At 51.7% G+C, this 26,055-nt stretch carries 24 protein-coding genes; 8 read left to right on the plus strand and 16 right to left on the minus strand.

All coding sequences use genetic code 11. The annotated features are described in order from the left end of the window. Positions 1-2: 2 nt before the first annotated feature. Both RCF31_RS25845 and RCF31_RS25850 read right to left on the minus strand, forming a co-directional pair. The gene (locus RCF31_RS25845) at positions 3-1,340 is read right to left on the minus strand and encodes an LLM class flavin-dependent oxidoreductase (RefSeq protein WP_416414186.1); all 1,338 of its coding nucleotides are present in this window, start codon (positions 1,338-1,340) and stop codon (positions 3-5) included. Next, a complete protein-coding gene (locus tag RCF31_RS25850; RefSeq protein WP_416414187.1) occupies positions 1,337-2,578 on the minus strand; it encodes an acyl-CoA dehydrogenase family protein in 1,242 nt (413 codons plus the stop codon). The genes RCF31_RS25845 and RCF31_RS25850 overlap by 4 nt, the downstream gene beginning before the upstream one ends. Positions 2,579-3,191: 613 nt before the next feature. On the opposite strand from RCF31_RS25850, the gene RCF31_RS25855 reads away from it, so the two are divergent. The 7 genes from RCF31_RS25855 (at position 3,192) to RCF31_RS25885 (ending at position 10,807) form a co-directional block, all read left to right on the plus strand. Continuing rightward, complete coding sequence (locus tag RCF31_RS25855) at positions 3,192-4,358, plus strand: FAD-dependent oxidoreductase (protein ID WP_416414188.1); 1,167 nt, start codon at positions 3,192-3,194, stop codon at positions 4,356-4,358. An 18-nt stretch (positions 4,359-4,376) separates the two neighbouring features. Beyond that, positions 4,377-5,186 (plus strand): transporter substrate-binding domain-containing protein, encoded by an 810-nt coding sequence (locus RCF31_RS25860; RefSeq protein WP_416414189.1) that lies wholly within the window; start codon positions 4,377-4,379, stop codon positions 5,184-5,186. A 108-nt stretch (positions 5,187-5,294) separates the two neighbouring features. Continuing rightward, positions 5,295-6,230, plus strand: a complete 936-nt coding sequence (locus RCF31_RS25865; RefSeq protein ID WP_416414190.1) for an amino acid ABC transporter permease — start codon at positions 5,295-5,297, stop codon at positions 6,228-6,230. Positions 6,231-6,248: 18 nt separating this feature from the next. After that, a complete protein-coding gene (locus RCF31_RS25870) occupies positions 6,249-7,055 on the plus strand; it encodes an amino acid ABC transporter ATP-binding protein (protein ID WP_416414191.1) in 807 nt (268 codons plus the stop codon). A 6-nt stretch (positions 7,056-7,061) separates the two neighbouring features. Continuing rightward, a complete protein-coding gene (locus RCF31_RS25875) occupies positions 7,062-9,050 on the plus strand; it encodes an FAD-dependent oxidoreductase (protein ID WP_416414192.1) in 1,989 nt (662 codons plus the stop codon). Positions 9,051-9,078: 28 nt separating this feature from the next. Continuing rightward, positions 9,079-9,900 (plus strand): transporter substrate-binding domain-containing protein, encoded by an 822-nt coding sequence (locus RCF31_RS25880; protein ID WP_416414193.1) that lies wholly within the window; start codon positions 9,079-9,081, stop codon positions 9,898-9,900. A 478-nt stretch (positions 9,901-10,378) separates the two neighbouring features. Next, positions 10,379-10,807 carry a helix-turn-helix domain-containing protein gene (locus RCF31_RS25885; protein ID WP_416414194.1) on the plus strand — a complete coding sequence of 143 codons (429 nt, stop codon included), beginning with the start codon at positions 10,379-10,381 and terminating at the stop codon, positions 10,805-10,807. Here RCF31_RS25885 and RCF31_RS25890 read toward each other — a convergent pair. The 14 genes from RCF31_RS25890 to RCF31_RS25955 all read right to left on the minus strand — a co-directional run bounded on the left by RCF31_RS25890 (position 10,764) and on the right by RCF31_RS25955 (position 24,530). Then, positions 10,764-11,525, minus strand: a complete 762-nt coding sequence (locus RCF31_RS25890) for an SDR family NAD(P)-dependent oxidoreductase (RefSeq protein WP_416414195.1) — start codon at positions 11,523-11,525, stop codon at positions 10,764-10,766. The genes RCF31_RS25885 and RCF31_RS25890 overlap by 44 nt on opposite strands. Beyond that, the gene (locus RCF31_RS25895; protein ID WP_416414196.1) at positions 11,518-13,068 is read right to left on the minus strand and encodes a class I adenylate-forming enzyme family protein; all 1,551 of its coding nucleotides are present in this window, start codon (positions 13,066-13,068) and stop codon (positions 11,518-11,520) included. Before RCF31_RS25895 ends, RCF31_RS25890 begins: the two co-directional genes overlap by 8 nt. Before the next feature lie 15 nt (positions 13,069-13,083). Continuing rightward, positions 13,084-14,025 (minus strand): ABC transporter ATP-binding protein, encoded by a 942-nt coding sequence (locus RCF31_RS25900; protein WP_416414197.1) that lies wholly within the window; start codon positions 14,023-14,025, stop codon positions 13,084-13,086. Then, entirely contained in the window at positions 14,022-15,032 is a 1,011-nt protein-coding gene (locus tag RCF31_RS25905) for an ABC transporter ATP-binding protein (protein ID WP_416414198.1), read from the minus strand. The genes RCF31_RS25900 and RCF31_RS25905 overlap by 4 nt, the downstream gene beginning before the upstream one ends. Then, on the minus strand, positions 15,029-15,907 hold the full coding sequence (locus RCF31_RS25910; RefSeq protein WP_416414199.1) for an ABC transporter permease: 879 nt from the start codon (positions 15,905-15,907) through the stop codon (positions 15,029-15,031). The genes RCF31_RS25905 and RCF31_RS25910 overlap by 4 nt, the downstream gene beginning before the upstream one ends. 2 nt (positions 15,908-15,909) lie before the next feature. Then, the gene (locus RCF31_RS25915) at positions 15,910-16,875 is read right to left on the minus strand and encodes an ABC transporter permease (protein ID WP_416414200.1); all 966 of its coding nucleotides are present in this window, start codon (positions 16,873-16,875) and stop codon (positions 15,910-15,912) included. Further along, positions 16,872-18,518 (minus strand): ABC transporter substrate-binding protein, encoded by a 1,647-nt coding sequence (locus tag RCF31_RS25920; RefSeq protein WP_416414201.1) that lies wholly within the window; start codon positions 18,516-18,518, stop codon positions 16,872-16,874. Before RCF31_RS25920 ends, RCF31_RS25915 begins: the two co-directional genes overlap by 4 nt. Then, the gene (locus RCF31_RS25925; protein ID WP_416414202.1) at positions 18,515-18,952 is read right to left on the minus strand and encodes a PaaI family thioesterase; all 438 of its coding nucleotides are present in this window, start codon (positions 18,950-18,952) and stop codon (positions 18,515-18,517) included. Before RCF31_RS25925 ends, RCF31_RS25920 begins: the two co-directional genes overlap by 4 nt. Then, positions 18,949-19,962, minus strand: a complete 1,014-nt coding sequence (locus RCF31_RS25930; protein WP_416414203.1) for a zinc-binding dehydrogenase — start codon at positions 19,960-19,962, stop codon at positions 18,949-18,951. The genes RCF31_RS25925 and RCF31_RS25930 overlap by 4 nt, the downstream gene beginning before the upstream one ends. 32 nt (positions 19,963-19,994) lie before the next feature. Continuing rightward, on the minus strand, positions 19,995-20,528 hold the full coding sequence (locus RCF31_RS25935; protein WP_416414204.1) for an OsmC family protein: 534 nt from the start codon (positions 20,526-20,528) through the stop codon (positions 19,995-19,997). Positions 20,529-20,652: 124 nt separating this feature from the next. After that, entirely contained in the window at positions 20,653-21,414 is a 762-nt protein-coding gene (locus RCF31_RS25940; protein ID WP_416414205.1) for an ABC transporter permease, read from the minus strand. Then, complete coding sequence (locus RCF31_RS25945) at positions 21,407-22,165, minus strand: ABC transporter ATP-binding protein (protein WP_416414206.1); 759 nt, start codon at positions 22,163-22,165, stop codon at positions 21,407-21,409. Before RCF31_RS25945 ends, RCF31_RS25940 begins: the two co-directional genes overlap by 8 nt. Further along, positions 22,162-23,469, minus strand: a complete 1,308-nt coding sequence (locus tag RCF31_RS25950; protein WP_416414207.1) for an acyl-CoA thioester hydrolase/BAAT C-terminal domain-containing protein — start codon at positions 23,467-23,469, stop codon at positions 22,162-22,164. The genes RCF31_RS25945 and RCF31_RS25950 overlap by 4 nt, the downstream gene beginning before the upstream one ends. After that, positions 23,466-24,530 carry an ABC transporter substrate-binding protein gene (locus tag RCF31_RS25955; protein ID WP_416414208.1) on the minus strand — a complete coding sequence of 355 codons (1,065 nt, stop codon included), beginning with the start codon at positions 24,528-24,530 and terminating at the stop codon, positions 23,466-23,468. The genes RCF31_RS25950 and RCF31_RS25955 overlap by 4 nt, the downstream gene beginning before the upstream one ends. Positions 24,531-25,244: 714 nt before the next feature. Between RCF31_RS25955 and RCF31_RS25960 the strand changes: the two genes are divergently transcribed. Further along, positions 25,245-25,991, plus strand: a complete 747-nt coding sequence (locus RCF31_RS25960; protein WP_416414209.1) for a MipA/OmpV family protein — start codon at positions 25,245-25,247, stop codon at positions 25,989-25,991. Positions 25,992-26,055 lie beyond the last annotated feature (64 nt).

Genomic DNA, 26,055 nt, shown 5'->3' on the forward strand with positions numbered 1-26,055 from the left:
AATTAACGCAGAAACTCGCGTAAAGAGACTTCGGGTAAACCAAGGTGGTCGCGTAAACGAGTACTTTCATAACGCTGGCGTACCCGTCCGCAACGCTGGAGTTCTGGTACGACAAAGTCGCTGAATTCGTCGAAGCTGCCCGGCAAATAGGCGGCTGAGATGATGAAACCATCGGCTTCGCCATTGTCGAAGCTGGCTTCCAGCTGATCGGCAATTTGCTGTGGTGTACCCACCAATTGCGGCAGTAGTACGCCTTGCGCATAGAGTTTTCCGAGATCACGCAACGTTAGGTTGTCTCTGGCGGTGATACGACGTGCCACTTCAAACAACCCGGTATTGCCGCCAACATCAACGTTCTGTAGCGACTCATCCAATGCGTAGCCGGAGAAGTCGTGATCGACGTGCGCCGACAAGGTAATCAATCCCGCAATCGGATCCGCCAGTTGGTTATGGAAACGCTGCTTTTCCCGCGCAATACTTTCCGTTTCCCCGACAAACGTAATAAAAGAAGGGAAGATTTTGACACTATTGGGATCACGGCCACGTGCCGCCGTGCGAGCCTTAACATCGCGATAATAGGCTTTGCGACCATCCGACGTGGGATCAATTTCGAAGATAATTTCCGCCCAGCGCGCGGCAAAATCCTTCCCGAGTGCTGATGATCCCGCCTGCATAATGGCGGGTCGGCGTTGCGGTGATGCGGGTACCGTCAGCGGCCCGCGTGTGTTGAACCATTCGCCGTGATGGTTAACCACATGCACTTTATCGGGGTCAGCAAAACGCCCCTGTTTATCAATAATCAGCGCATCGGGATCCCAACTACCCCACAATTTACAGGTGGCTTCGAGGAATTCATCGGCACGGTTGTAACGTTGTGCATGTTCCAGATGGTGCGGGAAACCGAAGTTCTGTGCTTCGGCATCGGCGTTAGACGTCACGACATTCCAGGCGATGCGACCCTCTGTGAGATGGTCAAGTGTGGCAAAGGCTCGTGCGATGTCATACGGGTTGTAATAAGTGGTAGACCGCGTCACGCCGAGGCCAAGATGGCGTGTAACGGCGGCCATCGCCATCACCACATATGAAGGATCCAGCGTAGCTACCGACTGCACACCATGCTCAACGGCCTGCCGAATGTCGTTGCTATAACGGCCGGGCACCGCCAGAACATCAGCAAAAAACACGAAATCGAAGAAACCACGCTCTGCGGCACGTGCCACATCCTGATAATAGCGAACGCTGAGAAAATCCGTGTTGCCGCGTGGGTGGCGCCACATCGCGTGACTGTGCGTCACGGCAGAGGCCATCATAAATCCCGCCAGGTGAAATTGTTGGCTCATGCTTTCTCTCCTGTGTTTTCAACAGCCACCCCAATCCGCCATTGATAGGGCGGCAGGGTGCCATTCACCGCGAAATCACCAACAATGCGATCTTTGTAGATGCGCGGGTTGTGAGAGGAAAGGGTGCGCACGTTGCGCCAGAAGCGGTCCAGCGCATGTGGTTTTAAAGTGGCGGATGCGCCTAGTGCATCAAATAGCAGCGTTGAACTGGTGAGAAGCAGATCCGTCACCACATTGAGTGCCTGCGAAACTTCAAGTTCAGCGATAGCATTAACCTGTGCCTTCTGCTCTTCTTCCTCATGACTGACTTCAAACGCGCGTTGCAAGGCTTCAGCACTTTTCAGCACGATAGCGGAACTGCTATAAGCGGCACTGCGCACTTTGCCGACTACTTGCAGAATTTGTACATCCTGCGACGCACGCGGTGCATTACCGTTGCTATAGGTGCGAGTACGTTGTGCCACATGCAGTGCCACTTCATCACTTTGCGCTCGGCCAATGCCCGCGAGCGTGGCCAGATGAACCAACTGGTAAAAACCGGTTGCATAGCGGAAGTTGGGTTCCTGATAAACGTCCGTAACGGAGACCACAACCTGCTCAAAAATGGCGGTGCCGCTTGCGGTCAGGGTCTGGCCGAAACCATTCCAGTCATCCAGAACAGTGACACCTTGCGCATGGCGCGAGACAATAAGCCCTTGCAGATTTCCTTCGTCGTCCTGCAGGCCGATATCAATCCAATCTGCGTAGAGCGATCCGGTGGTGTAGAATTTTTTTCCATTCAGCGTCCATTGCCCTTCCGATTCGACTAACTGGGTGCTGAAGGTTAGCTGGAGTGCATCTCCTGTTTCACTCCAGGCCAGCCCTACAATGTCACCGCGCCCGAGTAGCGGAAGCCAGTGCGCCTGACGTTCAAGGTTGTCGCTGTTAATAAGACTTTCGATAAAGCCAAAATGGCCGCGCAATGCCTGAACTAAATTAGAATCTGCTTCGCCTAATTCAATCAGCAAATTAAACAGTTCCGGAAGGGAAACCGCGCTACCTCCATATTTTTTGGGGATACGTAACGCAGTAAATCCCGCTTCTTTGAGCCAGTCTAATTGTTCAATGGGTAATTCTCTCTTTAGTTCACGATTAATGACCCCCTCACGAATGCGGGCAAAGAGGGGCCTGAAGCGCTCAGCAAGACGTTCATAACTCTCTGACGGTCCCGCTCCCCATGCTTTGTCTATTTGACTCATACTGACTCCTGTTTTAATAGAAGTAGAATGTCATTCAAATAGCATGCCAAGGCGCATCATCATGATTACGTTGAAGAATTATAAAATGACATTTTTTAAAATGTCTCAACACCAACAGCTGGCTATAGAACTGTTGCGTGATATTCAGCTCAATTTTTCAAAAGCTTAATAAGTGAGTAAATAAGGGCGGTATGAAGGTGAGATCACAACGTGCAGCTTCCAGAATTTTCGCAACATGCCGATAGTAGTTTGCAGTAAAAAATCCCGAGTCTACCTCAGGGGGGCCGCCAACCGATGGTTGCCCATGGGATCGCATTGAGAAAAATACCCTCATGGAATGATTACATCAATTATCATGAAATAAAATTAATGATAATCTATGTTTCCTTATGTCTAATTGCATAAATTATTTTAGCTGCAAATTACTTTATTTATAAAGCTTACAACATAAATAGAATAACCCAATAAGTATTAGTAATTAGCAATTTCCCTGTGTATTGTAACCTGCCTCTAACACCATTTAATAAATATCGTGATAGTGATTATATTGAGCATAATTAAAATCATTATAAAAGTATTTAAGACTGCTACACCGATATTAGGGAATGAATAGATGAGTAAATTAAAAGTCGCCGTCGTGGGGTTAGGTGCCGTAGGCTGCGCCACCTTACTGGCGCTGGCGCGCAAAGGCATCGAGGTTCATGGTTTTGAACAGTTTAGAGTGGGCAATAATTTCGGTGCCTCAGGGGGACGAACGCGACAACATCGCCTCATTTACGGTGAGGGCGGGTTGTACACCCCGTTATTACAACGCTCCCAGGCACTTTGGCAACAGTTAGAAGAGGAACAACAGCAAAAGCTTTTTTATGCTGGCGGATTCCTGACCCTGGGAACACCTGATAGCCCGTGGTTTCTTGCCGTCGAGCACTCCGCTCAGCAACAGGCGCTGCCTCATGAACGTTTAAGCCGGCAAGAGATTAACCAGCGTTTCCCTCGTCTCAATGTTGATAAAGATGAAATAGGATTATTTGATCCCGCAGGTGGCATTTTGCTTACCCATGAGCTGCTGCTGGCTTCTGCCCAACAAGCTCAGTCACTGGGTGCCGTGATACAGGAAGACGCGAAAATCACCGCCATTATCCCGACAGAGCAAGGTGTAGCATTAACGCTCAACGGAGAAAAGCAAGAATTTGACGAGGTTATCATCTCTACCGGTGCGTGGGGAAAAAACCTGTTACCTCAATTACCTATTGCCTCGCGTCGTTTAGGAATGAGCTTTCACATCGGTAAGTCTGATGGTTTTGACAGTCATTTGTTTCCCGCCACGATGCGCGTCACCGCCGGACGTCCCATGTGGAATACGCAACCCTTACCTGACGGTAAACATTTCAAGTTCTTCGTCGGCGATGCTGAACTGGACGAACAACATGATCCGCAGCTGGTCGCTACTGACGCCACAGCGAGTCTTACCCCAGTGCTGTATCAACGCCTCGATCGCCATCTGGCAGAAGCCGTCAATGGTGCCCATCGAACCATTATTGGCGGTGGGACCTGGCCAGAGGCTTACACCTTTGACCAGGCCCCGTTATTAGGTCGTCACCAACCGCATTCGCATTTATGGCTGGGGCTGGGTTTATCAGGTCATGGTTTCAAACTGGCCCCAGCGCTGGGAGAACTGCTCGCTCAGGCCATCAATAACGAGATCAATCTGGACACTGCGTGGCCAGCGTTTTCACCTGAGCGTCAATTCGCTGATCCTCAGGCGGTTTATTCACGTTAATTACACCAGGAATAAAAGATGAAAAAAATAATGATAGCGAGCCTATTCGCCTGTCTGAGCACCCATGCGTTCGCAGAAAGCACCCTGAATACGCCTTTACAGGGTAAACAACTGCACGGAATTATGCAGAATGACTACGAGCCATTAGTTTTTGTTGATGATAAGGGCGAAAACAGTGGCTATTTCTATGAATTGGTTGCAGCGGCAGCGAAAAAGTTGGGCGCTAACCTGTCGATTGCCAACGGTACCTTCGACACCTTCATTCCTGGTCTGCAAAGCCAGCGCTTCGACCTGGCGTTGGGAACGGATGCCACTGTCGCCCGACAACAGGTGGTCGATATCATCCCACTGATCGATGCGGGTTATTCCTTCATTACCCAGACTAAAAGTACGGTGCACCTGGGTAAGCAGATGGATGCTTTGTGCGGCCATTCAGTTGCAGCATTGGCAGGACAATCGACGCTGGATGCCCTGAACGAACAAGCGGCACAGTGTGAGAAACAGGGTAAGCCCGCCTTACGCGTCGCTATTTTTCCGTCTCGCTCTGCTGCGTGGTTAGCGGTTAAAAGTGGCCAGGCTGAGTTAACACCGGTCTACACCGGTGAAGCCGGCTGGATCACCAAAAAAGACCCAGACTGGCGCGTTACCGGACCGGTTTTCAATAGCGGAGAGTCCGGTTTCTCCGTGAATAAAGAGAGCGGAAACGCTAAAGCCTGGGCTGCAGCCATCAATGCCCTGATTGCAGATGGTAGTTATCAAGCCATTCTTAAAAAATACGGTGTTCAGAATGTGGGATTGAAAAAGGTTGTCATTAATCCAGCAACTTGACCCGTTTGCGGGGACAACATGATAAATCCAGCAATAGATAATTAAAATTCGCATTGGTGCCCCCGCATCATTTATGAACAAATAATTTATTATTTTCCAGGGGAAGTTATGAGTGAGATAAATTCACGCTGGCGTGCTGAAGCCAGTTTAAATGAAAAACATCCACCGTCGAAAGGAAGTGAAACTTTTGCTATTTCCGCAATACTGGAGGTTGAACAACGAGACGGCATTCATTCTGCCTGGCGTTGGCGACGTGATCTTTCTGCGCTCTTTGCTGGCGGAGTATTACTTTACCTGATATGGCAAGCTGCTGAAAATCAAGCTTTTGACTGGCCGTTGGTGGCGCATTATTTGTTTGATAAACAGATTATGCTGGGACTCTGGACCACACTGTGGTTGACAGCGTTGGTGACGTTATTAAGCGTCATTTTTGGCGTAGTTATTGCCCTGATGAGGTTATCGGTTAATCCTTTACTTTCCGCGCTCGCCTGGGCCTATATCTGGCTTTTCCGCGCCACACCACTACTGGTACAGTTACTGTTTTGGTTTAACATCGGCTATTTAGTGCCCAAACTGACTCTGGGCTTTCCCGGCCTTACCCCTTATATCACCGTGCCTACCAACGATTTAATTAGCGCACTAGGTGCCTCAATCCTCGGTTTGACATTACACGGTATGGCTTATTCCGCTGAATTTATTCGTGGTGGCCTATTAGCTGTACCGTTAGGGCAAAAAGAAGCGGCCAGTATGTTGGGGCTATCACCGGGTGAGATATTCAGAAAAATAACTCTGCCACAGTCACTGCGTACCATTATTCCTGCGCTGGGTAACTTCCTCATAGACAACCTCAAAGGAACGTCGATTATCAGTGTCGTTGCTGTCACCGAATTGTTGTATTCAGCGCAGCTCATTTATAATCGAAACTATAAAATCATCCCATTGCTATTGGTTGCCACATTCTGGTATGTCGCTGTCACTTCGTTATTGTCATTATTGCAATCTTGGAGTGAGCGTTATTACGGTCGCGGTTATCATCGGAGTTAAAATATAAAAGGATAACTTATGTCAGAGAGTATTCATGCTGGTGATAATGCAACAGCCGTACCGGTTATGCGTGCGCGTCATTTACAAAAACGTTATGCCGATAATGTGGTGCTGGAACATGTCGATTTAGATATCGCTGAAGGCGAGGTACTGTGTTTAATAGGACCTTCAGGGTCGGGAAAAAGCACATTGCTGCGTTTACTCGCCACGCTGGAACGCCCTGATAGCGGAATGATCTTTTTTCACAACGAAGCGCTTGGCGTGGTGAATCGCAATGGAAAATTGTTTCATGCGACAGAACGCGTGACACGCCAGCAACGTAACCGAATCGGTTTCGTATTTCAGCAGTTCAACCTGTTCCCTCATTTAACTGTTCTACAGAATATTACATTAGCACCCGGTATACAGGGACAGTCCGCAGTGGCGGAGGATAAAGCCAGGACATTGCTGGCACGTGTGGGATTGGAACATAAAGCCGATGCCTGGCCGCTATCACTTTCAGGCGGCCAGCAGCAACGTGTGGCTATTGCGCGAGCGCTGGCGCGTGACCCGCAATTGATCCTGTTTGATGAACCTACGTCAGCCCTTGACCCAGAGTTAGTCAACGAAGTATTGGCGGTAATGACCGACCTGGCGGCCAGTGGTATTACCATGGTTGTTGCGACGCATGAAATGCAGTTTGCGCGTCGTGTCGCCAGTCACGTTGCATTCCTCGATAAGGGGCACATAGTCGAATACGGGACACCACAACAAGTCATTGATAATCCGATTCAGCCACGTACCAGAAGCTTTTTACAACAAATACAATCACTTTCCTCAGAGTAATTTTTCATGAGCAATGAACATAAGCACCTGTTTACACCGTTACAGGTCGGAAAACGCAGGCTACGCAATCGCATTATCAATTCCGGGCATGGTACGTCGCTTGGGCCAGGCACTCACAACGAAGATCTGCTGGCTTATGAAGCCCGCCGGGCAGAAGGCGGCGCAGCCGTGGTGATCACCCAAGCCAATGCCGTTTCCCCAGGATGTGGTGACTTTTTCGTTCAGAATGAAGCGCGAACCGGGAAATACCATCAGCTTGCCGAGCGTATCCATGCGCATGGGGCATTAAGTTTTGTGCAGCTGAATCATCCTGGGCGCCAGGCATTTCTAGGCCCTAATCGTAGCGAAGAGATCCTTTTCTCTGCTTCGTCGGTTCCACAACGTGAGTATGGTGGCATTGTTCGCGTGCCTCGAGCGATGAGCGAGGATGAGATCGAGCAGGTCATCAATGATTTTGCCGATGCAGCAGCCGCAGTCGCTGAGACGGGGGTTGATGGTATTGAATTGCACTTTGGCCACGGCAATCTGGTGCAGCAATTTCTCTCGCCAGAAACCAATCTCCGCAATGACGATTGGGGCGGTAGTGCAGAGAAACGCACGCGGTTTGCACTGGCAATATTGTTGCGTATTCGTGAGCGGATTGGCGACAGTCTGGTAGTGGGTGCGCGAGTCAATCTGGAGCTTCAGCCTCAGAAAGAAAACCTGACACCCTTGACCGAGCAAATCGTTACTTTAGGCCGTAGTGGTCTGCTCGATTACTTATCGGTAAGTGGCGGCAACTTCTCCAGTGGGTGGGGGGTTTCAACCAATCTGCCGGATGCCAGTTTTCCACCGGCGTTATGGCAGGAGTCAGCGGCAACCTTAAAGCGCCAGTTACCACATTTACCCATCTGGCTTGCCGGCCGAGTGCTTGATGCGACACTGGCTGAAAAACTCATCAGCAGTGGCGTGTGTGACGCCGTCACAATGGCACGTGAACTGGTTGCCGATCCAGACCTACCTTTAAAAGCCCAGCGAGGAGAGGCTGATCGCACACGTCCCTGCGTAGGTATCCAATCGGGTTGCTGGCAGCGTGTCGCGGATGGTAAACCCATTCACTGTGCATTCAACCCGGTCGCTGGCCGTGAAGCGGAAGCAGCAGCATGGTCAGAGCGCGAGAGCAACAGCGTACTGAAAGTATTGGTTGTTGGTGCAGGGCCAGCGGGCCTGGAAGCCGCGCGCAATGCCGCGTTACTTGGGCATCAGGTGACGTTGTTCGACCAACTGACACAGTTGGGAGGGCAGTTGACGCTCATCGAAAAAGTGCCACATCGACAGGATCTGCGCGGCATCATTAACTGGTTTGAACGGGAACTGGCTGTCTCGAAGGTCAGTTTGCATTTGGGGCATACTGTCACCCTACAGACCTTGCTCGACATTGCTCCCGATCAGGTCATTATCGCCAGTGGCAGTCGCGAAACGGAAGCCGTTGAATGGCGTGAAAGTCTTTCTGCCCCCATTCTTACCGTGAATCAAGCGCTGGAGATGCCGCCCACTTCGGCCAGCAAGGTTTTGGTGTTTGACGATTGGGGCGGACGTGCCGCACTCAGTGTGGCAGAACTTCTGGCCAGCCAAGGTCATCAGGTGCAATTCATTACATCGCTAAGTTTTGCCGGGCAAGGACTGAATGGCACCGTACGCTTACCAGCGTTATCACGACTTGCAGACTTGGGTGTGCAGTTTATTGCCGACCACAGACTGATACTCAACCAGAGGTGTTTAATGCTTCAAAACATCCTCAATAATCAGTTGGTTGAATTATTCACTCAGCCTGAGTTAATCGTCACCTCACTGATTCCGAGTGTCAATAACCAGTTGTATGATCAAGCAAAACAGGCGGGATTTGCCGTGCAAATAGTCGGCGATGCCCGCGCACCGCGTGGCTTAACCGAAGCAACGCGAGAGGGGTATCTGGCCGCTCGCACATTAGGTCGTTTTCACACCACGCCGCTGTAACTGGCAGGTATTTCACTTGGGATAAAATATGAAACTTCGAGCTATATCTATTGCCGTGCTCTCATCTATGCTGGCTGCCTCACTGGCACATGCTACGGCCATCAAAGACTCGCCTTATGAGGGAAAAACCCTGGTTGCAGCCATTCAATATGACTGGGAGCCACTGTCTTTCAAGAACGATAATGGCCAGCCCACGGGGTATTTTTATGATATTGCGAACGCGGCCGCACAGCGGCTGGGAGCAAAGATTAGCGTCACGAGCGGTGATTTTGCTGCAGTCATTCCGGCTATTCAGTCTGGTAAATTTGCTCTTGCCGCCGGTTTGGACGCCACACCAGAACGACAACAGGTTGTGGATATCGCCTCTACAGTGCGTGCAGGTTATCAACTTATTGTATTAAAGAACTCAGATTTTCGTGACAATGTCACTCTCAATGATCTCTGCGGTAAGACTATTGCTTTGCTGGCCAGCCACCCTTCGACTAAAACCTTCGAACAGCATTCACAGCAATGTGAATCACAAGGTAAAGCGGCCATTAAAGTGAGTCAGTTCCCAGATCGTGGGGCAACATGGCTGGCGCTGCGCTCTGGACGTGCTGATGCAACCTTGGGCTACACCGGGGAAAATGGCTGGTTGCTACAAAGTCAGAATGATTTAAAACGGGTTGGACCTGTATTCGATACGGTTTACGCTGGCATTCCGATTAGCAAACAATCAGGGGATGCTAAATACTGGGTAGAAGCCGTGAACTCGTTGATCAAAGACGGTACCTATCAAAAGATTCTGGCTAAATATGGTGTTGAAGATGTTGCCATTGATCACTCCGAATTGAATCCTGCTAAGGGCTGATGGTCGAGACTGTCGACTCCTGTATTTTCTTTTGACTGAAAGGATGCATGCATAAGGTGGATACTCATACCAGGGAGGTGGTTAATGTTTTTTCAAACTGGCGGCGACAGCATAGGATAGCCATGAAATAACCGAGCCAGTTTATTGTTCAAAACTGCGCTTCAATTAAGTCTTTTCAGACTTTGGGAATATGAAGAGTATCAGTCTTAGTATAATGCCGCTTTACTGGTGAGGTGAGCGGCTTTTGTAGATGAAGGCCAGATAACTGAGACGATGAGTGAATGTCTGAAGCATAGGTGGTGGTAGGTGATGTAAATAACTGGTTTGTGTATTTTTGATGAGTATGTATTTAACATAATCCTCATTTTGTGAACTTTTATTGTTACTCCAAAGCGCTAATGTCGTACGGAACAATTTACAGATTTCGTCCCTGAACTAGTCTTAAATTTCCTCAGGCTCAGCTCAGGATGCAGACTTTATGTTGGTGACCATGACAGATAAAGATCTTTACCGGCTTGGCATCATTCAGCGCGTTCACGACCACACTCTGCTGCAGCGCGAAGCCGCACGCCTTCTCGAACTTACGGTACGTCAGGTGCAGCGCGTTTTGCGGCGTTACCGTGAACACGGTGCGGCGTCGATTGTGTCTGCCCGCCGCGGACGTCCCGGCAACAACCGCATTCCCGAAGATTTACGCTGTGCCGCTCTGCAACTGATCCGGCAACACTACGCGGATTTCGGGCCAACGCTGGCCACCGAGAAGCTGCTTGAACGACACGGCATTCCGGTTTCCGTTGAGACCGTCCGCAACTGGATGATCTCAGACGCTCAGAAAGTGACATTCAGTCCGCCCCCTCACGTGATCACAAACGCTGTCCTCCGCTGGCATCAATCTGCTGGCCGGTAATCCAACCTCCAGCATCACTTACCAGAAACCCCACGACCTGTGCGATATCGTTGGGTTGGCCGACCCTACCCAGCGCGATGGTACGTGCAACGGAAGCAGCAACGACCGGGTCGCTGCTAACGGCATTCATATTGGTGGCGGTGGCGCCCGGCAAAACCGAATTAATGGTAATTCCACGCTCACCTAATTGCGGAGCCAGCGCCAGCGTAATGGCTTCCAGCCCTGCTTTGGTCGGCGCATAACCGATCATTTCAGGCCAGGATGAACGGGTTGCAATCGATGAAATGTTAATGACCCTGCCGCCATCGCGTAGGCGTGTTAATGCCTGCTGGATAAGAAACAGTGGTGACGTCAGATTGGTCTGCAACAGGCTGGCAAAGTGCGCAGGCGTCAGTACCTCAAGTGGCTTCCTTCCGCCTTTACCCGCATTGTTAATCAGAATATCATAATGGTTACTGCGATACCGAGTCTGCAACTGCGCATCCAGTTTCCCAGTCAGATCTTCAACTCCGTTTGTTGCGGCCAGGTCAGCTTGTACAATCAGCGCATCTCCTCCAGCAGCAACGATCTCTGTCTGTAAATCTCTCGCTGCAACTGCATTGTTATTATAATGCAGCACCACAACCGCCCCCCGCTCAGCCAGCAGCCGCGCTATCGCCGCACCGATTCCGCCGCTTGCACCCGTTATTAAGGCTATCTTGCCTTTAAAATCAGACATCTGTGCTTACCTCACCCGCCGGTTGCTGCCAGCTTTGTTGTTCTTCCAGAGTGCGTGCGCGAGCAATCAGCTGGTTGCGGTCCACTTTATTGGTGCCTGCCCAGGGTAATTCGTGAATGAATGCAATGCGTCGTGGATGTTGATAGGCCGGTGCTTGCGACAAGGCCCACGCTTTTAACGCTTCAGCGCTTAGCGCACTCCCGGGTTGGAGCACTACAAACGCGACGGGTACCTGGCTCCGCTCTTCATCAGGTAACGGCACCACGCACGCCTGACGCACCTGAGGATGCGCTTCCAGGGTTTTTTCGACCTCAACCGGATAGATATTCTCACCTGAGGTGACAAACATGTCATCGGCGCGTCCAACGAAAAAGTAAAATCCATTCTCGTCTCTGCGCATCACATCGCCACTGTCATACCATCCATCGCTGAGCACCTTGGCGGTCTTATCTGGCAAACGGTGATAGCCAGGCGTAACCGCAGGATTGCGCATGCGCAGCACACCCTTATCCGGTGCTTCTGCTCCAACTAACTCAACCGCCGACAGCGAAAGCGGATAACCCAATGAAAGCGACGGCGTTGCCAGTCCATCCGGATGCGGGCCAAAAATAGCCGGTCCCGCTTCCGTGGTGCCATAGCCATGCGTAATGATAACACCGGGAAATGCCGCTTTAATGCGGTTCAACAATCCTAAAGTCATCGGGGCAGAACCGAGCATCACTTTGCGTAACGCACTGAAATCATAGCGCTGTAGCTGTTGTGCATCGCGCAGTAAACGGGCAAACATAGTCGGCACCGCCGTGACAATATTAATCTGATAGTCAGCCAGCGCGGCAAGATAGCTCTCTATGCTGAATGACGGCAATATCACCAACAGTCCGTTGGCGGAGAACACCCGTTTGCTCAGAAACAAGCCATTCATGTGAAACAACGGTTGGGCCACTAAGTAGCGATCCTGACCGCCATCCGTTTCAATGCCCGCCGATCGTGTGACGGCCAATGCCCAGCGGTGACCACTGTGCGTAAGCGGCACACCTTTAGGTCTTCCGGTTGAGCCTGATGTGTAAAGGATCATCGCCACTTCATCCTCTTCTGCGTTCACAGAAACAAAAACGGCCGGTTTAATCTGCGCAGCAAAGCCAGCCTCGCCAGGCTCATCAAAACAGACGATCGGCAGGAATGACGCCAGCTGCGCCGCCCTGATGTCATCGACAAAGGCCAGTTTTATATCAGCATCACGGATCAGGTACTGCAGAGTTTCCAGCGGCAGCTTGGTGTTTAACGGCACCGCGACATAACCCGCCCGCATAATGCCGAAATAGGCGATCAGGTATTCCGCCCGGTTCAACGCGGCAATAGCAATCGTACTACCGCGCGCATAGCCCTTTTGCTGCAAAAAGTGAGCAACGCCACCCGCAAGCGCATCAACTTCAGCATGACTGTAATGACGAGGTTGATGCACGTCACGCAGATCGATAATGGCGGGTCGGTTTAAATTCAGTTGGCGATCGATCAGATCGCCGAGATTATTAATCACAGTCATAACATTGCTCCGAATTCAGCCCAGATGGAAATGACACGCCACCTGACGCTCAGATGAAATAAAGGAAAGTTGAGGAGTTTCTTGCATGCATAGCGGTTGCGCGTGCGGGCAACGCGTGTGAAAAGCACAGCCCGTTGGAGGTGAAAGCGGGCTGGGTAATTCGCCTTGCAGCAAAACCTCGCTCTGGAGATGGCGAGGATCGGCCACCGGCGCTGCTGCCAACAGGGCTTGTGTGTAGGGATGAGCTGGCTGACCCCAGAGTTCAGCAGTCGGCCCGCTCTCCACGATACGGCCGAGATACATCACCATGACGCGCTGCGCAATATACTCCACCACCGATAAATCATGGGAGATAAACAGGTAAGCAATCTGCGTGCGTTGCTGAATATCCTTCATCAGGTTGATCACCTGCGCCCGCACCGAAACGTCTAATGCCGAAACCGGTTCATCGCAAATCACCACTTTAGGTTGCAGCGCTAATGCGCGCGCGATGCCAATACGTTGCCGCTGGCCGCCCGAGAATTCGTGAGGATAGCGCCGCGCCGCGTCGGGCGATAATCCCACTTGGTCGAGCAATGCCTCTACCCGCTCGCGGATCTGCGGTTTTTTCCAGCCTGCAGCCTGCAGCGGTCGCGCAATACTGGTGCCCACGGATTGACGGGGATTGAGAGAACCCAGTGGATCCTGAAACACCATCTGCACATGGCGGCGAAAAGATAATAGCGCTTTGCCGCTGGCAAGGCTGATGTCCACGTCATCGAGAGAAATGGATCCTTCCGTCGGGATCAGCCGCATCAGGGCTTTGCCCAGCGTGCTTTTTCCACATCCCGATTCACCCACCAGCCCCAGTGTTTCCCCGGCGTTTAGATACACATCCACGCCGGACAATGCATAAACATAGCCTTCACGGGTGCGATAGCGCACCTGCAGGTTCTGCGCTGCAAGAACATGACTCATAAACCTCCTCCAGCACGTTTCAGCGATGCGGTAGTTTTTTGCTGTTCGGCAACAAAACACGCGGCAATGTGTTCACTGCCAAATGCTCTCAGCGCCGGGGGGTGTTGGCGACACAACGGCTGTGCGCAGGCGCATCTATCATAAAAAGAACAACCCGCAGGTAACTGACTGAGCGGCGGCACGCGGCCAGGAATATCAAATAGTTTTTGCGCTGCGCTGCCTTTGGTTGGCGTGGCGTTGAGTAAACCTTGGGTATAAGGATGCTGCGGATGTTCAAATAAGCTCAGCAGGGGCGCCTCTTCAATCTTGCGACCGGCGTACATCACGGCAACACGGTTTGCCACCGCGGCCACCACGCCCAGATCATGTGTAATTATCAGCAGCGCCATGCCATTTTCCTGCTGCAGTTCTTTCAGCAGGGTGAGGATTTGCGCCTGAATGGTAACATCCAGCGCGGTAGTGGGTTCATCGGCAATCAACACTGCTGGCTGGCAGGCGATAGCCATCGCAATCATCACCCGCTGCGACATGCCACCGGATAAGTTATGCGGATATGCCTGCATGCGCCGTTCGGCATCGGGAATGTGCACGCGCTTGAGCAATGCCACCGCTCGCTGATAAGCCTCTGCACGACCTAGCCGTAAATGGGTAATCAATACTTCCATCAATTGGTAGCCGACGGTTTTGACCGGATTGAGCGCGCTCATTGGATCCTGAAAAATCATGGCGATCTTGCATCCCCGCAGGCGCTGCATTTCACGCTCTCTGAGGCGGGTGAGGTCTTTTCCCTGAAAGCGGATTTCACCTGACTTTATGCGCAGAGCGGGCTGGGGTAACAGCCCCATCAGCGCGAGTGCGGTTAGTGATTTACCGCAGCCAGATTCTCCCACCAGCGCCAGCGTTTCTCCTGCATGCAGCGTTAATGACAGATCGTTTAGCGCATCAATACGCTGCCCGCCGGAGCGCAGCTCCAGATATAAATTTTTGACGCAGAGAACGGGTTTCATGTGCGCTCCCGCAGTTTGGGATTGAACGCGTCATTCAGACCGTCACCCAGCAAATTCAGCGCCAGCACGGTAAGCATAATCGCTACGCCCGGCACAGCGCAGATGAACCAGGAGGAACGAATCAGCGTTCGGCCTTCCCCGACTAACCGTCCCCAACTGGCAAGGTTGGGATCGCCCAAGCCAAGAAACGCAATCACTGATTCATACAGAATGGCGCCCGCCACCACCAATGAGGCCAACACGATCACTGGTGGCATCACATTGGGTAGAATTTCTCGCGTGACCGTTTGAAAGGCGCTCATGCCGCTGGCACGGCAGGCGAGGATAAACTCGCGATCTTTGAAGGAAAGAAATTCGGCTCGGGTCAACCGTGCAATCGGCTGCCATGAAACCAGCCCAACGGCAACAACCACATTAATCATGTGCGGCCCTAATACCGAGACGATGGTCAGTACAAACACCACGTTGGGGATAATCTGAAACAGTTCCGCCACGCGCATCAGCGCTTCATCGACCCAGCCGCCAAACCATGCCGCACAGGCGCCCACGGTGACACCAATCAGGGTAGCGGCAACGCTGGCGCTGATACCAATCAACAGCGTTGCCCGCGCACCATGTAACATCAGCGCGGTAATATCGCGTCCTAATGAATCGGTTCCCAGCGGATAGCGCCAATCAGTAAACGGCCAGATTTCCGGCAGGGCTACGATACGCAGCGGATCCCTGGGATAAATCCAGCCAGCCGCCAGTGCCACCAGCAAGACTAGTGCGAGGATCAAGGTGCCCAACATGCCACCACGATGACGGCAAAACTGCCTGAACCAGCCGCGGCGCGGTGCTGCAACCGGCAGTCGAATCGAGGTTACAGTAGCCATCTTCAGCTCCTGATGCGCGGATCGAGGCGCAGATAGAGCACATCGACCATGATATTGATAACAATGACGAGCAGCGAACTCAGTACTAGCACGCCAAGCGTCAACGGATAATTGCGGCTCATCACGCTGTCAAACAGCACCTGACCGATGCCTGGCCAACTAAACACAGCTTCAATCACAATACTGCCGCCCAGCACCGTTCCCAGCTGAAGCCCCAGCAACGTCACCACCGGAAGCAATGCATTACGCAACGTGTGATGAATGATGATCCTGACACCCCCTAAACCTTTAGCGCGCGCCGTTCTGACAAAGTCCATTTGACCGACTTCAAGCATAGAAGCGCGCATCACGCGCGTGTAGGTGGCGGCGTAGAACAATCCCAACGCGACACCGGGCAGCACTAAATGATGGAAAATATCCAGCGTCTGGTTCCATAAGGTCAGATTCGCGCCGATGGTTTCCATGCCTCCCACCGGAAACCAACCGAGCTTTACCGAGAAAAAGATGATCATCATGATGCCCAGCCAGAAGCTCGGAGCTGCAAAGCAGAGGATGGCGGCGGCTGAGATCAGCGTATCCCACAGCGTATTCACGCGAAGGGCCGACATCACGCCCGCGCTGACGCCAACTACCACCGCCAGCAAGATGCTTGCCAGCATCAATATCAACGTTGCGGGCAGGTGCGTCAGGATCACATCTAAAACGGGCATGTTTTGTCGATAGGAAAAGCCGAGGTCGAAGCGCAAGACCGAGCCGATATATTTCAGTAATTGCATCAGCACCGACTGATCGAGGCCATACAGATGACGCAATTTTGCAATCATCGCCGGGTCGGTAACCTGTTGCTCGGCGGTCATCACGTCCAGCAGGGTGCCGGGTACCGATTTTATCAAGATAAAATTGATGACAATAACGCCGAGCAACAGCGGAATGCCCTGCAGAACCCGTCGAACGATCAGCCTGATCATCGTTCGACCGCCAGCCAGATATCGTTCAGTGAGGCGCCCTGCACGTTGGCATCGGTGGTGACATTGCGCACGTTGCTGGCAGCCAACGTGAACGATTGCATTTCAACCAGCGGCACAATCGGCACATCGGTGCTGGCAAGGCGGGCAAACTGATGGATTAACCCCTTGCGCTTTTCCTCATCGGTTTCCACGGTAATCTGCGCTACCAGTTGATCCATTTCAGCTGAGCGATAGCCGGTGGCGTTGCGGAAGGCGGCTCCTTTCACGATGCCGTCGCTGGTATAGAACTGAGTCACCGTTGGCACCGGCTCTATCGGGGCCGTGAAGTTGGAAATGGCAATGTCGTAGTCATAATCACTGTAAATGCGCTTTAATGCCGTCGCGCGGTCGACGGAATCCAGACGAACATCGATGCCAACATCATTCAGCGCCTGCTTGAGATATTGCCCCAGTTTGGCGTTCTCTTCGAACCAGGCCGCCGCCAGCAAATTGACGCTAAAACGCTTGCCGTCTTTTTCCGGTAAGCCAGCCTGATCGAGCAGCTGTTTGGCTTTTTCTGGGTCAAAAGCATAGAGCGGAACATCGTCAGTAAAGAAGAAGGCATTGCTGCTAAAAATAGGTGATACGGCAGCTTTGCCGCGACCAAAATAGATGGTGTTGATGATGAACTGACGATCAATGGCGTGCAGCAGCGCCTGGCGCACTTCGCGGCGCTTCACGTTGTCGCGTCGCTGGTTAAACTCCACGCTGACGGTCCACGCTGAGTTTTCGTAACCGCGCGTATCCAGCACCACTTTTCCAGTTTTCACCAGTCGCTCAATTTCGCGAGCTGGCACCGGATTAGAATACCCAACGTGTAATTCGCCAGTTTCCAGTGCCGCGGTGCGTGACGCCGCATCACCCCACCAGCGAACAATCAACTTATCCAGCCACGGTTGGCCCTGCCCCCAGTATTGCTCGTTACGCGCATACTCGACGTAGCTACCACGGATCCAGTTGCCATACTTCCACGGTCCGGTGCCCACTGGACGATTGTTCAGCGGATTGGTCAAAATCTCCTGACCTGCATACAGATGTTTAGGCAGCACCAGCTGATACTGTCCTGCCAACGTCGATTTCAGGAAGAACTCGGGCACCGGCACAGCAAAATCCAGCGTCACCGTATGTGAGTCAACCGCTTGCGCCGCAGTTAGTGACTTCAAGGCGATCCCCGCCGAGATCGCCTTCCAGTGTTCGAGAGCGTTAAACACCACGTCCTCGGCGGTGAAATCATGGCCATCGTGCCATTTCACACCCTGGCGCAGTTTGAGGGTGTAGCGTTTAAAATCCATAGAGGGCGTGACGCTCTCTGCCAGCTCAGGCAGGAAGGTTAAATCACTATCCAGCTTCAACAGACGCTCGAGGATCTTGGTCGATGTCTGGAAGGGTGCCGAGCCACCACCACCGGGGACATACAGCGCCTGTGGCTCCAGCCCACCCCATGAGATCACTAGTGTGCCGCCGCGTTTTGGCACATCGGCATTCACTGACGCCGCAAGTGCGTGGGTGATCAACGAGAATCCGCTGAGTTTAGCGGCCGCAACCAAAGTGGTGCCGCCCGCCGCGAGCGTAAGCAAGCGGCGACGTTGTTGATTAAATTTCATTTTTTATCTTCCGGCGTAGAAAGGGTGGTGGCGTAGCTCGCACGGCCAATCGCCACCACTTGCTGGTGATCATTCAAGACATCAATATCCGCTACGCCGACGGTGCGACCCAACCGTCGAACGGTGGCGACCACAGTGAGATCGGTATGAATCGCGGGCCGCAGGTAATCCACGCGAAAGTTGATGGTAGGCAAGCCCTGCCCGAGCAGCATCCCAAGGGCAAAATCCCCGACGGTATCGATAATGGAAGCGAGAGGTCCGCCATGCCATTGACCGGAATCGGCTTTACGTTCGAATTCCGGCCGCATAGGTACGGTCACAGTTAAGGTCTGGGCATGATAATTCACCTCTTTCACGCTGAGATTGAGCCAGCGGATAAATGGTGAATGATAGAAGCGATCAGCCAGCTGTTGTGCATCAAGGCGCTGTGTCATGCCACCACCGCCTTACCAAATACCTGGCGTGCTTCAAGTGCCGCTAACGCATCAGCCCCTTCAGCCAGTGGCCACTGACGATCAATCACCGTTTTGAGTTTGCCTTGTTCAACCAAGCTTAACAGCGCATGCAAATCCTCGCGTTCCCAGCCGTTGGAGCCAAAGATCTTCAATTCAAACGTCCAGATGTAGCGCAAATCTTCGGGTGGCGCATAACCGGCTGTCGCGCCGCAGGTGAGCAAGCGGCCGCCAATACGCAGCGTGCGCAGCGATTTAACCCAGGTATCGCCGCCCGTGAAATTCACCACCACGTCAACTCCGCCCGGTGTAACAGCATGACGACGACGCGCAGGTTTACCGTGGCGCTCATAAATAATTTTCATAAAATCAGCGTCACGATAGAGGATGATTTCATCGGCCCCCAGCGCCGTCAGGCGGTCTGCTTTTTCAGGCGTTCCGGCGCAGGCGATCACATACGCACCCGCCAGCTTCGCCAACTGCACGGCGGCAACACCTACCCCACCGCTGGCACCGAGAATCAAGACTTTCTCGCCTTGCTTGATTTGCCCGATACTCTGCATCATGCGCCAGGCAGTACCATAAGCCACAGGCAGCGACGCCGCATCAGCAAATGACACCGTATCCGGTAGTTTAATTAACTGATGTTGGGGAACGCGGCATAATTCAGCTAATCCACCGTGGCGGGTTTCACCAATAAGTCCGCCATCAATCCTGTTTACCGGATCAACTAAGACACGATCGCCAATATTCCAGCCATCGACATCTTCACCAAGCGAAATTATTTCACCAGCCACATCGAGGCCGATAATCACAGGGAACTGCAACTTTATCCCCGGCATTCCACGACGAGTAAAAACATCATGATAATTCAATGAAGAGGCTTTCACTGTAATGAGAACTTCATTTTTCTCTGGCACGGGATCGGGGAAATCGCTTTCCAGCGTTAATAAGTTATTATCACCGTGCGCACGTAATACAATGGCTTTCATAATATGTCTCAGTAGTGTTTTATTGGCAGCCTTTATCCCTGGGTGCGGCTATACACAACTTTCCCGGTCAATGACTGGGGGTTTTTAATTAAATTCAACACCGGGCACCAGCGCTCGACAGCAGCCTGCAAGGCATTAATTTCTTCCTCGCTGACATTGCTCTCCAGTTTAACCTGATATCGAATATTAAAAGGATAAAAAGGCACATGTTCAAAGCCGGCCACCTTTCCACCACGTTGATCAACCTCAGCCTGTACTTCAACCTCCAGTTTTTCCAGCGGAATTTGACGGTCGGCGGCATGAATCAGGAAAATATGTGTCAGGCAACTGGAAAGTGAGCCGAGGAAGATTTCAGGTGATGCTGGGCCTAAATCATAGCCCGCAAAATCCGCCGGGCTGTCACTGATAATATGATGATCGCGAATACGAATATGACGGATGCCGCTGCGTCCTTCCGCCGTTGCGTGAGCGGTAAGCGTCACAGGTTGGATATCCTCGACAGGTACTGCATTTCTGGCCAACAGCGCCGCTCTTTTTTCAATAAGATATTCTTGTAAATTACTCATCGGATTTCCTCAAAGATAAAAATTCGCTCAGACAGCAATCAATGGCTTAACGCTTCACTATGTTTATCTCACGTTCGATTTAATGATCAAATGCGTATTTAGATTATCCTTACCAGAAAAATCATTATCTATCGCCATTTTCCCAAAAAACCATTTTCCGTTTTACGCTTCGCACTAATTGCGTAGTGCACACGCCGATAATGGCCAGTAAAAATACGCCAGCAAACATCGTTGATAAGCTCATATTGACCGAACTTGACGCAATTAAATAACCTAAACCGCTCTGTGCCGATAAAAATTCGGCGACGACGGCACCAATCAACGCTAATGAAACGCCAATTTGTAAACCGGAGAATATATCGCCTGCCGCCGACGGTAATTTGACGTGCAACAGCAGATAGAGACGCGAGGCAGAAAATGCCCGACAGGTATCCAGTAATTCTTTATCAGTACGACAGATGCCATTGACGGTGTTAACAAACAGCGGAAAGAAACACACCAGCGTCACCAATACAATTTTCGACGCCATGCCGAATCCGCACCACACCAGAATGATCGGCCCCAACGCCACTTTGGGCATCGCCTGCAGTGCCACTAACAGCGGATAAACAAAACGCTCGAAGGTTTTTGATTCCGCCAGCGCGATTCCCAGCGCTACCGCCAGCACGCTACCCGCCAGATAACCCACGGCAATTTCACTCAATGTCGTGGCGATATGCGGCCACAGGCTACCATCGGCAAATCCCTGACTCAAGGCCGCAAATACCGCGTCGGGCGCGGGTAGCAAATAGTCGGGAATCGAAAATATGCGAACCGACAGATGCCAAACCAGCAGCACCAGCCCCAAACTGATCAGAGGATACAACAGCGCTGACATTTTACGCATGCGCAAAATACCCACGCAAATGCTGGCACAGCACCATAAATTCGCCCTGCCCCAGCGTTTCAAGGGTGCGCGGTCGCGGCAACGGGATGGTGAGAGACGCCACAATTTTCCCTGGTCTGGGTGACATGACCAGCACACGATCGGCCAGAAAAACCGCTTCCTGAATGCTGTGCGTAATAAATAGCACGGATTTACGTTGCTGCTCCCAGATGCGCTGCAATTCCAGCATTAGCATTTCCCGGGTTAACGCATCCAGGGCAGCAAAAGGCTCATCCATTAGCAGCAGTTGCGGATCGTGCAGCAGCATACGCGCAATGCCTACGCGCTGCTGCATGCCGCCAGACAGTTCAAAAGGATAGTTATCTGCAAACTCCCCTAATCCTACCATCGCCAACATTTCGCGGGCGCGCTTCCGGGCAGATCCATCGACCAATCCCAGCGTTTTAGCTGGCATCAGCACATTTGCTAGCACGGTTTTCCACGGCAGAAAATTAGGTTTCTGGAACACCACGCCGGTTTCCCTACCGGGTCGCGTTACCGTCCCTGCACCTACCATGATGCGCCCGTGAGTGGGATGTAATAATCCCGCAGTGAGTTTGAGAAGCGTCGATTTACCGCAACCCGAAGGCCCAAGAATCGCCACAAACTCGCCTTCAGCGACGTCCAGACTGACCTCCGCTAAGGCCGAAATATTACCCGCACGCGTTGTATAGGTTAGCGCGACATCCTGGAGTTGTAAGGCTGCGCTCATGAGTGATAGGCCCGGGCCGCAGTGGCCGCCGTCAGGAATGCCAGTACCCGCTGCCAACTTCGTCGATTGGCCTGCGCATTGGCCAGCGGCGTGCCTCCGCCGTCGATAACCACCCCCGCAACCGGATGCACGCGGGCAATCTCGGTGGTGGGAACATAAGGGAAGCTAATCGCATGCCCCGCCCCCAGATTCTCAACATGCTCGACCGGCCAGCGATGTTTGCTGGCGCGCAGCGTTTCGCTGATGCGATGGCAATAATCATGCGAAGGCCAAAATCCGTCATCGGTGGCAGAAATCAGCAGGACTGGCCCGGCAATCCGTTCGACGGGAATGCGTGCAGCTTGCAAACTCACTTCATGCTGTTCAACCGTTACAAAGGCGGGTGCTTGTCTGATAGATTCACCAGGGCTACCTGGATAGTCGAAGGCGTGCCAGTTCGCCGCAGGATTGTTTTGCCAGATATTGCGCAATCCCTGCCCCTGAAATGTCCAGGCAGTGGCATCGCGCGGTTCATCAGGACGACCAGCACGCAGCGTGCCATGTATCACTGCGCTGGGAACATAGCCCAGCACCGCCGAAACGCGTTCCGGGAATGTTGCCCCCAGTAGCAACGCCAACTCCCCGCCTCGCGAATGTCCTGCAACGGCGATAAAATCATCTCGCGGTTGCAGCGCGCCAGCGGCCCAATCCAGCGCCTGCTGAAAATATTCAAGTGGCGTTTCAGAGATGTAATCCGGTCTTCCGGCGGCTTTAAAGTAACCCAATGCCAACGACTGATAACCGTGTGCCGCAAATAATGCGGCGCGCGCTTCAGGCACGCCACCACCGGAGCCGTTAAGGACGATCACCAACGGAAACGGACCCGAGCCTGGCGGAGAAAACAGGGTACCCGACAATCCCTCGTCACGGATTTCACGGCGCGTCACGCCGTCCGCCAGGTAACGCTGTTTTAGGCGGGCACGAACGAGGGTTCCCTGCGCATCCACCAGCTGTAGCGTAACCTGTCGCGCGGCCAGACTTTCGGACAGTTCCACATCATCCGGCTCCGACAGCTTTCGTAACGCCCACAGCGGCGCACCCGGCTCGGCCTGATGCCAGTCGCCTTCAAGCGGAATCGCGCTATCTAGATCAAGGGTGCCATTTTCACCGACAGTAAAAGTGGCGCGACTCTGCCACCGGCTGCCATCCGCATGGATAAAATCGGTGGTCAGCGTAGCGTTACCTGCGGCCAGACCCGTTGCGTAGATATGACGAGGCTGGTCAATCAGCCCATCCACAGGTTCAACGATCAGTTGAGTACTCATTTAGCCTCCAGCGCACGCGTTTTCAGCGCTTGCTTATCAAAGTCATCAAAAGAAGCAACAAATTGGTTGGAGAAAATGCGCTCGACCGGGACATCGGCGCTGGGAAATTCCCCGACCCTGGCCATGGCATTAATCGAGGCACGGATAACTGGCAAGTCGTACTCTCCTGGCGTTCGGCGCGTGCCATCCTCGCGATAGAGCGTGCGGTGCAGACGGCGGGAAAGCAGCGTGGTGGCATCAGCCAAGGCGCGCGCATCGGCATGGGCAGGTTTGCTTTCGGGATGTTGTCGCCAGAACGCTTTGACACAGTATTCAGGATTGATTTCGCAAACATACTGCGCTTCGGTGTAGGCACGACCAAAACGGCGAATCAGATCCGGCTGCTGAGTAAAGGTATCTTCGTGAGCGATAAAGCCATTTCCGGCCGTTTCCTGAAAAATAGCCGGGTAGGCAATGCGGTGAATTGGGGTTCCGGACAGCTCGAGAATATCGTCCCAGCTACTATTAAAGTTTAGCGCATCCACCCGTTTATTCTTCAGCGCCACGAATCCTGACCCCAAAACGCCGACCGCTGCGAATTCAACATTCTTCCCCGGTTCGAGACCCGCCACTTTTAAAGCCGCACGGCTGTTAGGCAGGGTACCCCACGTCAATGCGCCGACGCCGATGGTTTTGCCTTTGAGATCCGCCAGCGTTTTTATTGGCGAGTCTGCCAATACCGCATATTCCATGGTTTGTGACGGCGTGCCGTTATAAAAGAAGCGCAAGGGCAACGAATTTTTACCGCTGAAATAGCTGGAGATCACTGGTTCAGAAACGGGAAAACCAAACGTGACGCGTTTACTGGCGACCTGCGGCAGCAAAGCCCCGGCACCCTGAAACACCACCAATTTGACCGCAATATTCTGTTGCTTAAATAATCCCAGTTCCTGTGCTGCCGCATAAGGCGCACCATCGTGAACCGCTAACGGTATGGCCAATGCCACGGTCACGTCATCAACGGCCCGGGCGGCGGTTACACCGGCAGAAAGTAAAGTAATAAATAGCCACGTTAGGCGCATGTATGTTCCCGGTCGGTAATGAATGCCCACCAGGGTAAAGCAGAGTTTTAAAATCAAGAACGAATAACTTTATCTAAATATGTGCACATCCTGGCTGAACTGAGATGCTCAGCATGAATCTCGTGGATGAAGATTCTAACATGCTAACAACGATATGGTGAGCAGCCCAGTTAACGCACGCTGTGTGAAATCCAGACGCCCATCCTATGTAAGGTAATGCTCAATAGCGTAAACTTTCTGGGCGTGTGAATATCTTTTCCTGGATTTCAATTCTTTTGACAAGTCCTCAGCTTATTTATAAATACGCCACCAGTGACTGAGATGTTTAACCGAGGGATAATCTGTTCATCTGACAATAGTGGCAGGTCTTCTGCCGCCCCTGAATAAAGTTCAACTGCCCAAGCCCGGTCTTCATATGAATGCATAAATGGTCTCCGGAACGTGCAGAAAACACCCCCCCTGATAACTATTATTATAGTATTGACTTCTAATAAGTAGAGGAGAGTACTAAAAAATCATAAAACAGGAGATTATAAAATAATAAGTCAAATCACTTTTCACAAATTAATGAAAAAACCACTATAGTGACGTCCAGAAATGATTGGAATTTTCCATAAAACCAAAAAACTAAACATTTGATGCTATTTCGTTTGCAGTTTCAAAAAAGTTAATTAAAATCAGCAACCTTTAATTCTATAGCCTGGATGCAGTACCATGAATTGTAAGTTAGCCTTGTTTTTTTTTAGTACTTCCTGCCTGCTTATTGCTCTTCCATCACATGCAGACCCTTTGTCTCTTGGTGCTTCTGTTATTTATGCCCAGTCACCTTATCGAGGTGGACAAGATCGATACATACCAGTACCTATCATTAATTATGAAAATGATAACTTTTGGATCCATAGCTTGGAAGGTGGGTATTATCTTTGGAAAGACTCTGCAAACCAATTATCGTTAACACTACTGGGTTCGCCACAGCAATATAAACCAAAAGACAATGATTTTGGGGCCATGAAAGCATTGGATAAGCGCCGTATGACATTAATGGGAGGCGCAAACTATCAACACACTGCTGATTGGGGGATAATCCGAACATCATTGTTAGGCGATGTATTAAATAATAGCAACGGTATTGTTGGGGATCTTGCATACTTGTATCGTTTCGATTTTGGGGATTTTAGTCTAACCCCAGGATTCGGAATCATGTGGAACAGCTCAAATCAGAACAAATATTACTATGGCGTTTCTTCTCATGAAAGTGCTCGCAGTGGTATATCAAAATACGATCCGAATGACAGCTGGTCACCTTATTTAGAATTAGATGCCAATTATCAAATCGGCAGTAATTGGAATGCCAGCCTGTCGGGGCGATATACACGTTTTGATAACGAAATCAAAGACAGCCCTATGGTGAGTAAAAGTGGTCAAGTTACGTTATGGACAGGCATAAGCTATAACTTTTAATTATTTTGGCTACCGCCCACCGAGGGTGCAGGCCAGCACTACCTTCCCGTCATCACCGGGTGCC

This window comes from Pantoea sp. App145 (assembly GCF_047947045.1).
Lineage (GTDB): Bacteria > Pseudomonadota > Gammaproteobacteria > Enterobacterales > Enterobacteriaceae > Pantoea.

Coding starts and splice junctions, on each gene's coding strand:
- RCF31_RS25935 (WP_416414204.1), bottom strand. CDS start 20,528: ATGAGTAATTTACAAGAATATCTTATTGAAAAAAGAGCGGCGCTGTTG.
- RCF31_RS25950 (WP_416414207.1), bottom strand. CDS start 23,469: ATGAGTACTCAACTGATCGTTGAACCTGTGGATGGGCTGATTGACCAG.
- RCF31_RS25945 (WP_416414206.1), bottom strand. CDS start 22,165: ATGAGCGCAGCCTTACAACTCCAGGATGTCGCGCTAACCTATACAACG.
- RCF31_RS25860 (WP_416414189.1), top strand. CDS start 4,377: ATGAAAAAAATAATGATAGCGAGCCTATTCGCCTGTCTGAGCACCCAT.
- RCF31_RS25895 (WP_416414196.1), bottom strand. CDS start 13,068: ATGACTGTGATTAATAATCTCGGCGATCTGATCGATCGCCAACTGAAT.
- RCF31_RS25890 (WP_416414195.1), bottom strand. CDS start 11,525: ATGTCTGATTTTAAAGGCAAGATAGCCTTAATAACGGGTGCAAGCGGC.
- RCF31_RS25930 (WP_416414203.1), bottom strand. CDS start 19,962: ATGAAAGCCATTGTATTACGTGCGCACGGTGATAATAACTTATTAACG.
- RCF31_RS25940 (WP_416414205.1), bottom strand. CDS start 21,414: ATGCGTAAAATGTCAGCGCTGTTGTATCCTCTGATCAGTTTGGGGCTG.
- RCF31_RS25955 (WP_416414208.1), bottom strand. CDS start 24,530: ATGCGCCTAACGTGGCTATTTATTACTTTACTTTCTGCCGGTGTAACC.
- RCF31_RS25960 (WP_416414209.1), top strand. CDS start 25,245: ATGAATTGTAAGTTAGCCTTGTTTTTTTTTAGTACTTCCTGCCTGCTT.
- RCF31_RS25845 (WP_416414186.1), bottom strand. CDS start 1,340: ATGAGCCAACAATTTCACCTGGCGGGATTTATGATGGCCTCTGCCGTG.
- RCF31_RS25885 (WP_416414194.1), top strand. CDS start 10,379: ATGTTGGTGACCATGACAGATAAAGATCTTTACCGGCTTGGCATCATT.
- RCF31_RS25870 (WP_416414191.1), top strand. CDS start 6,249: ATGTCAGAGAGTATTCATGCTGGTGATAATGCAACAGCCGTACCGGTT.
- RCF31_RS25880 (WP_416414193.1), top strand. CDS start 9,079: ATGAAACTTCGAGCTATATCTATTGCCGTGCTCTCATCTATGCTGGCT.
- RCF31_RS25850 (WP_416414187.1), bottom strand. CDS start 2,578: ATGAGTCAAATAGACAAAGCATGGGGAGCGGGACCGTCAGAGAGTTAT.
- RCF31_RS25905 (WP_416414198.1), bottom strand. CDS start 15,032: ATGAAACCCGTTCTCTGCGTCAAAAATTTATATCTGGAGCTGCGCTCC.
- RCF31_RS25855 (WP_416414188.1), top strand. CDS start 3,192: ATGAGTAAATTAAAAGTCGCCGTCGTGGGGTTAGGTGCCGTAGGCTGC.
- RCF31_RS25915 (WP_416414200.1), bottom strand. CDS start 16,875: ATGATCAGGCTGATCGTTCGACGGGTTCTGCAGGGCATTCCGCTGTTG.
- RCF31_RS25875 (WP_416414192.1), top strand. CDS start 7,062: ATGAGCAATGAACATAAGCACCTGTTTACACCGTTACAGGTCGGAAAA.
- RCF31_RS25910 (WP_416414199.1), bottom strand. CDS start 15,907: ATGGCTACTGTAACCTCGATTCGACTGCCGGTTGCAGCACCGCGCCGC.
- RCF31_RS25920 (WP_416414201.1), bottom strand. CDS start 18,518: ATGAAATTTAATCAACAACGTCGCCGCTTGCTTACGCTCGCGGCGGGC.
- RCF31_RS25925 (WP_416414202.1), bottom strand. CDS start 18,952: ATGACACAGCGCCTTGATGCACAACAGCTGGCTGATCGCTTCTATCAT.
- RCF31_RS25900 (WP_416414197.1), bottom strand. CDS start 14,025: ATGAGTCATGTTCTTGCAGCGCAGAACCTGCAGGTGCGCTATCGCACC.
- RCF31_RS25865 (WP_416414190.1), top strand. CDS start 5,295: ATGAGTGAGATAAATTCACGCTGGCGTGCTGAAGCCAGTTTAAATGAA.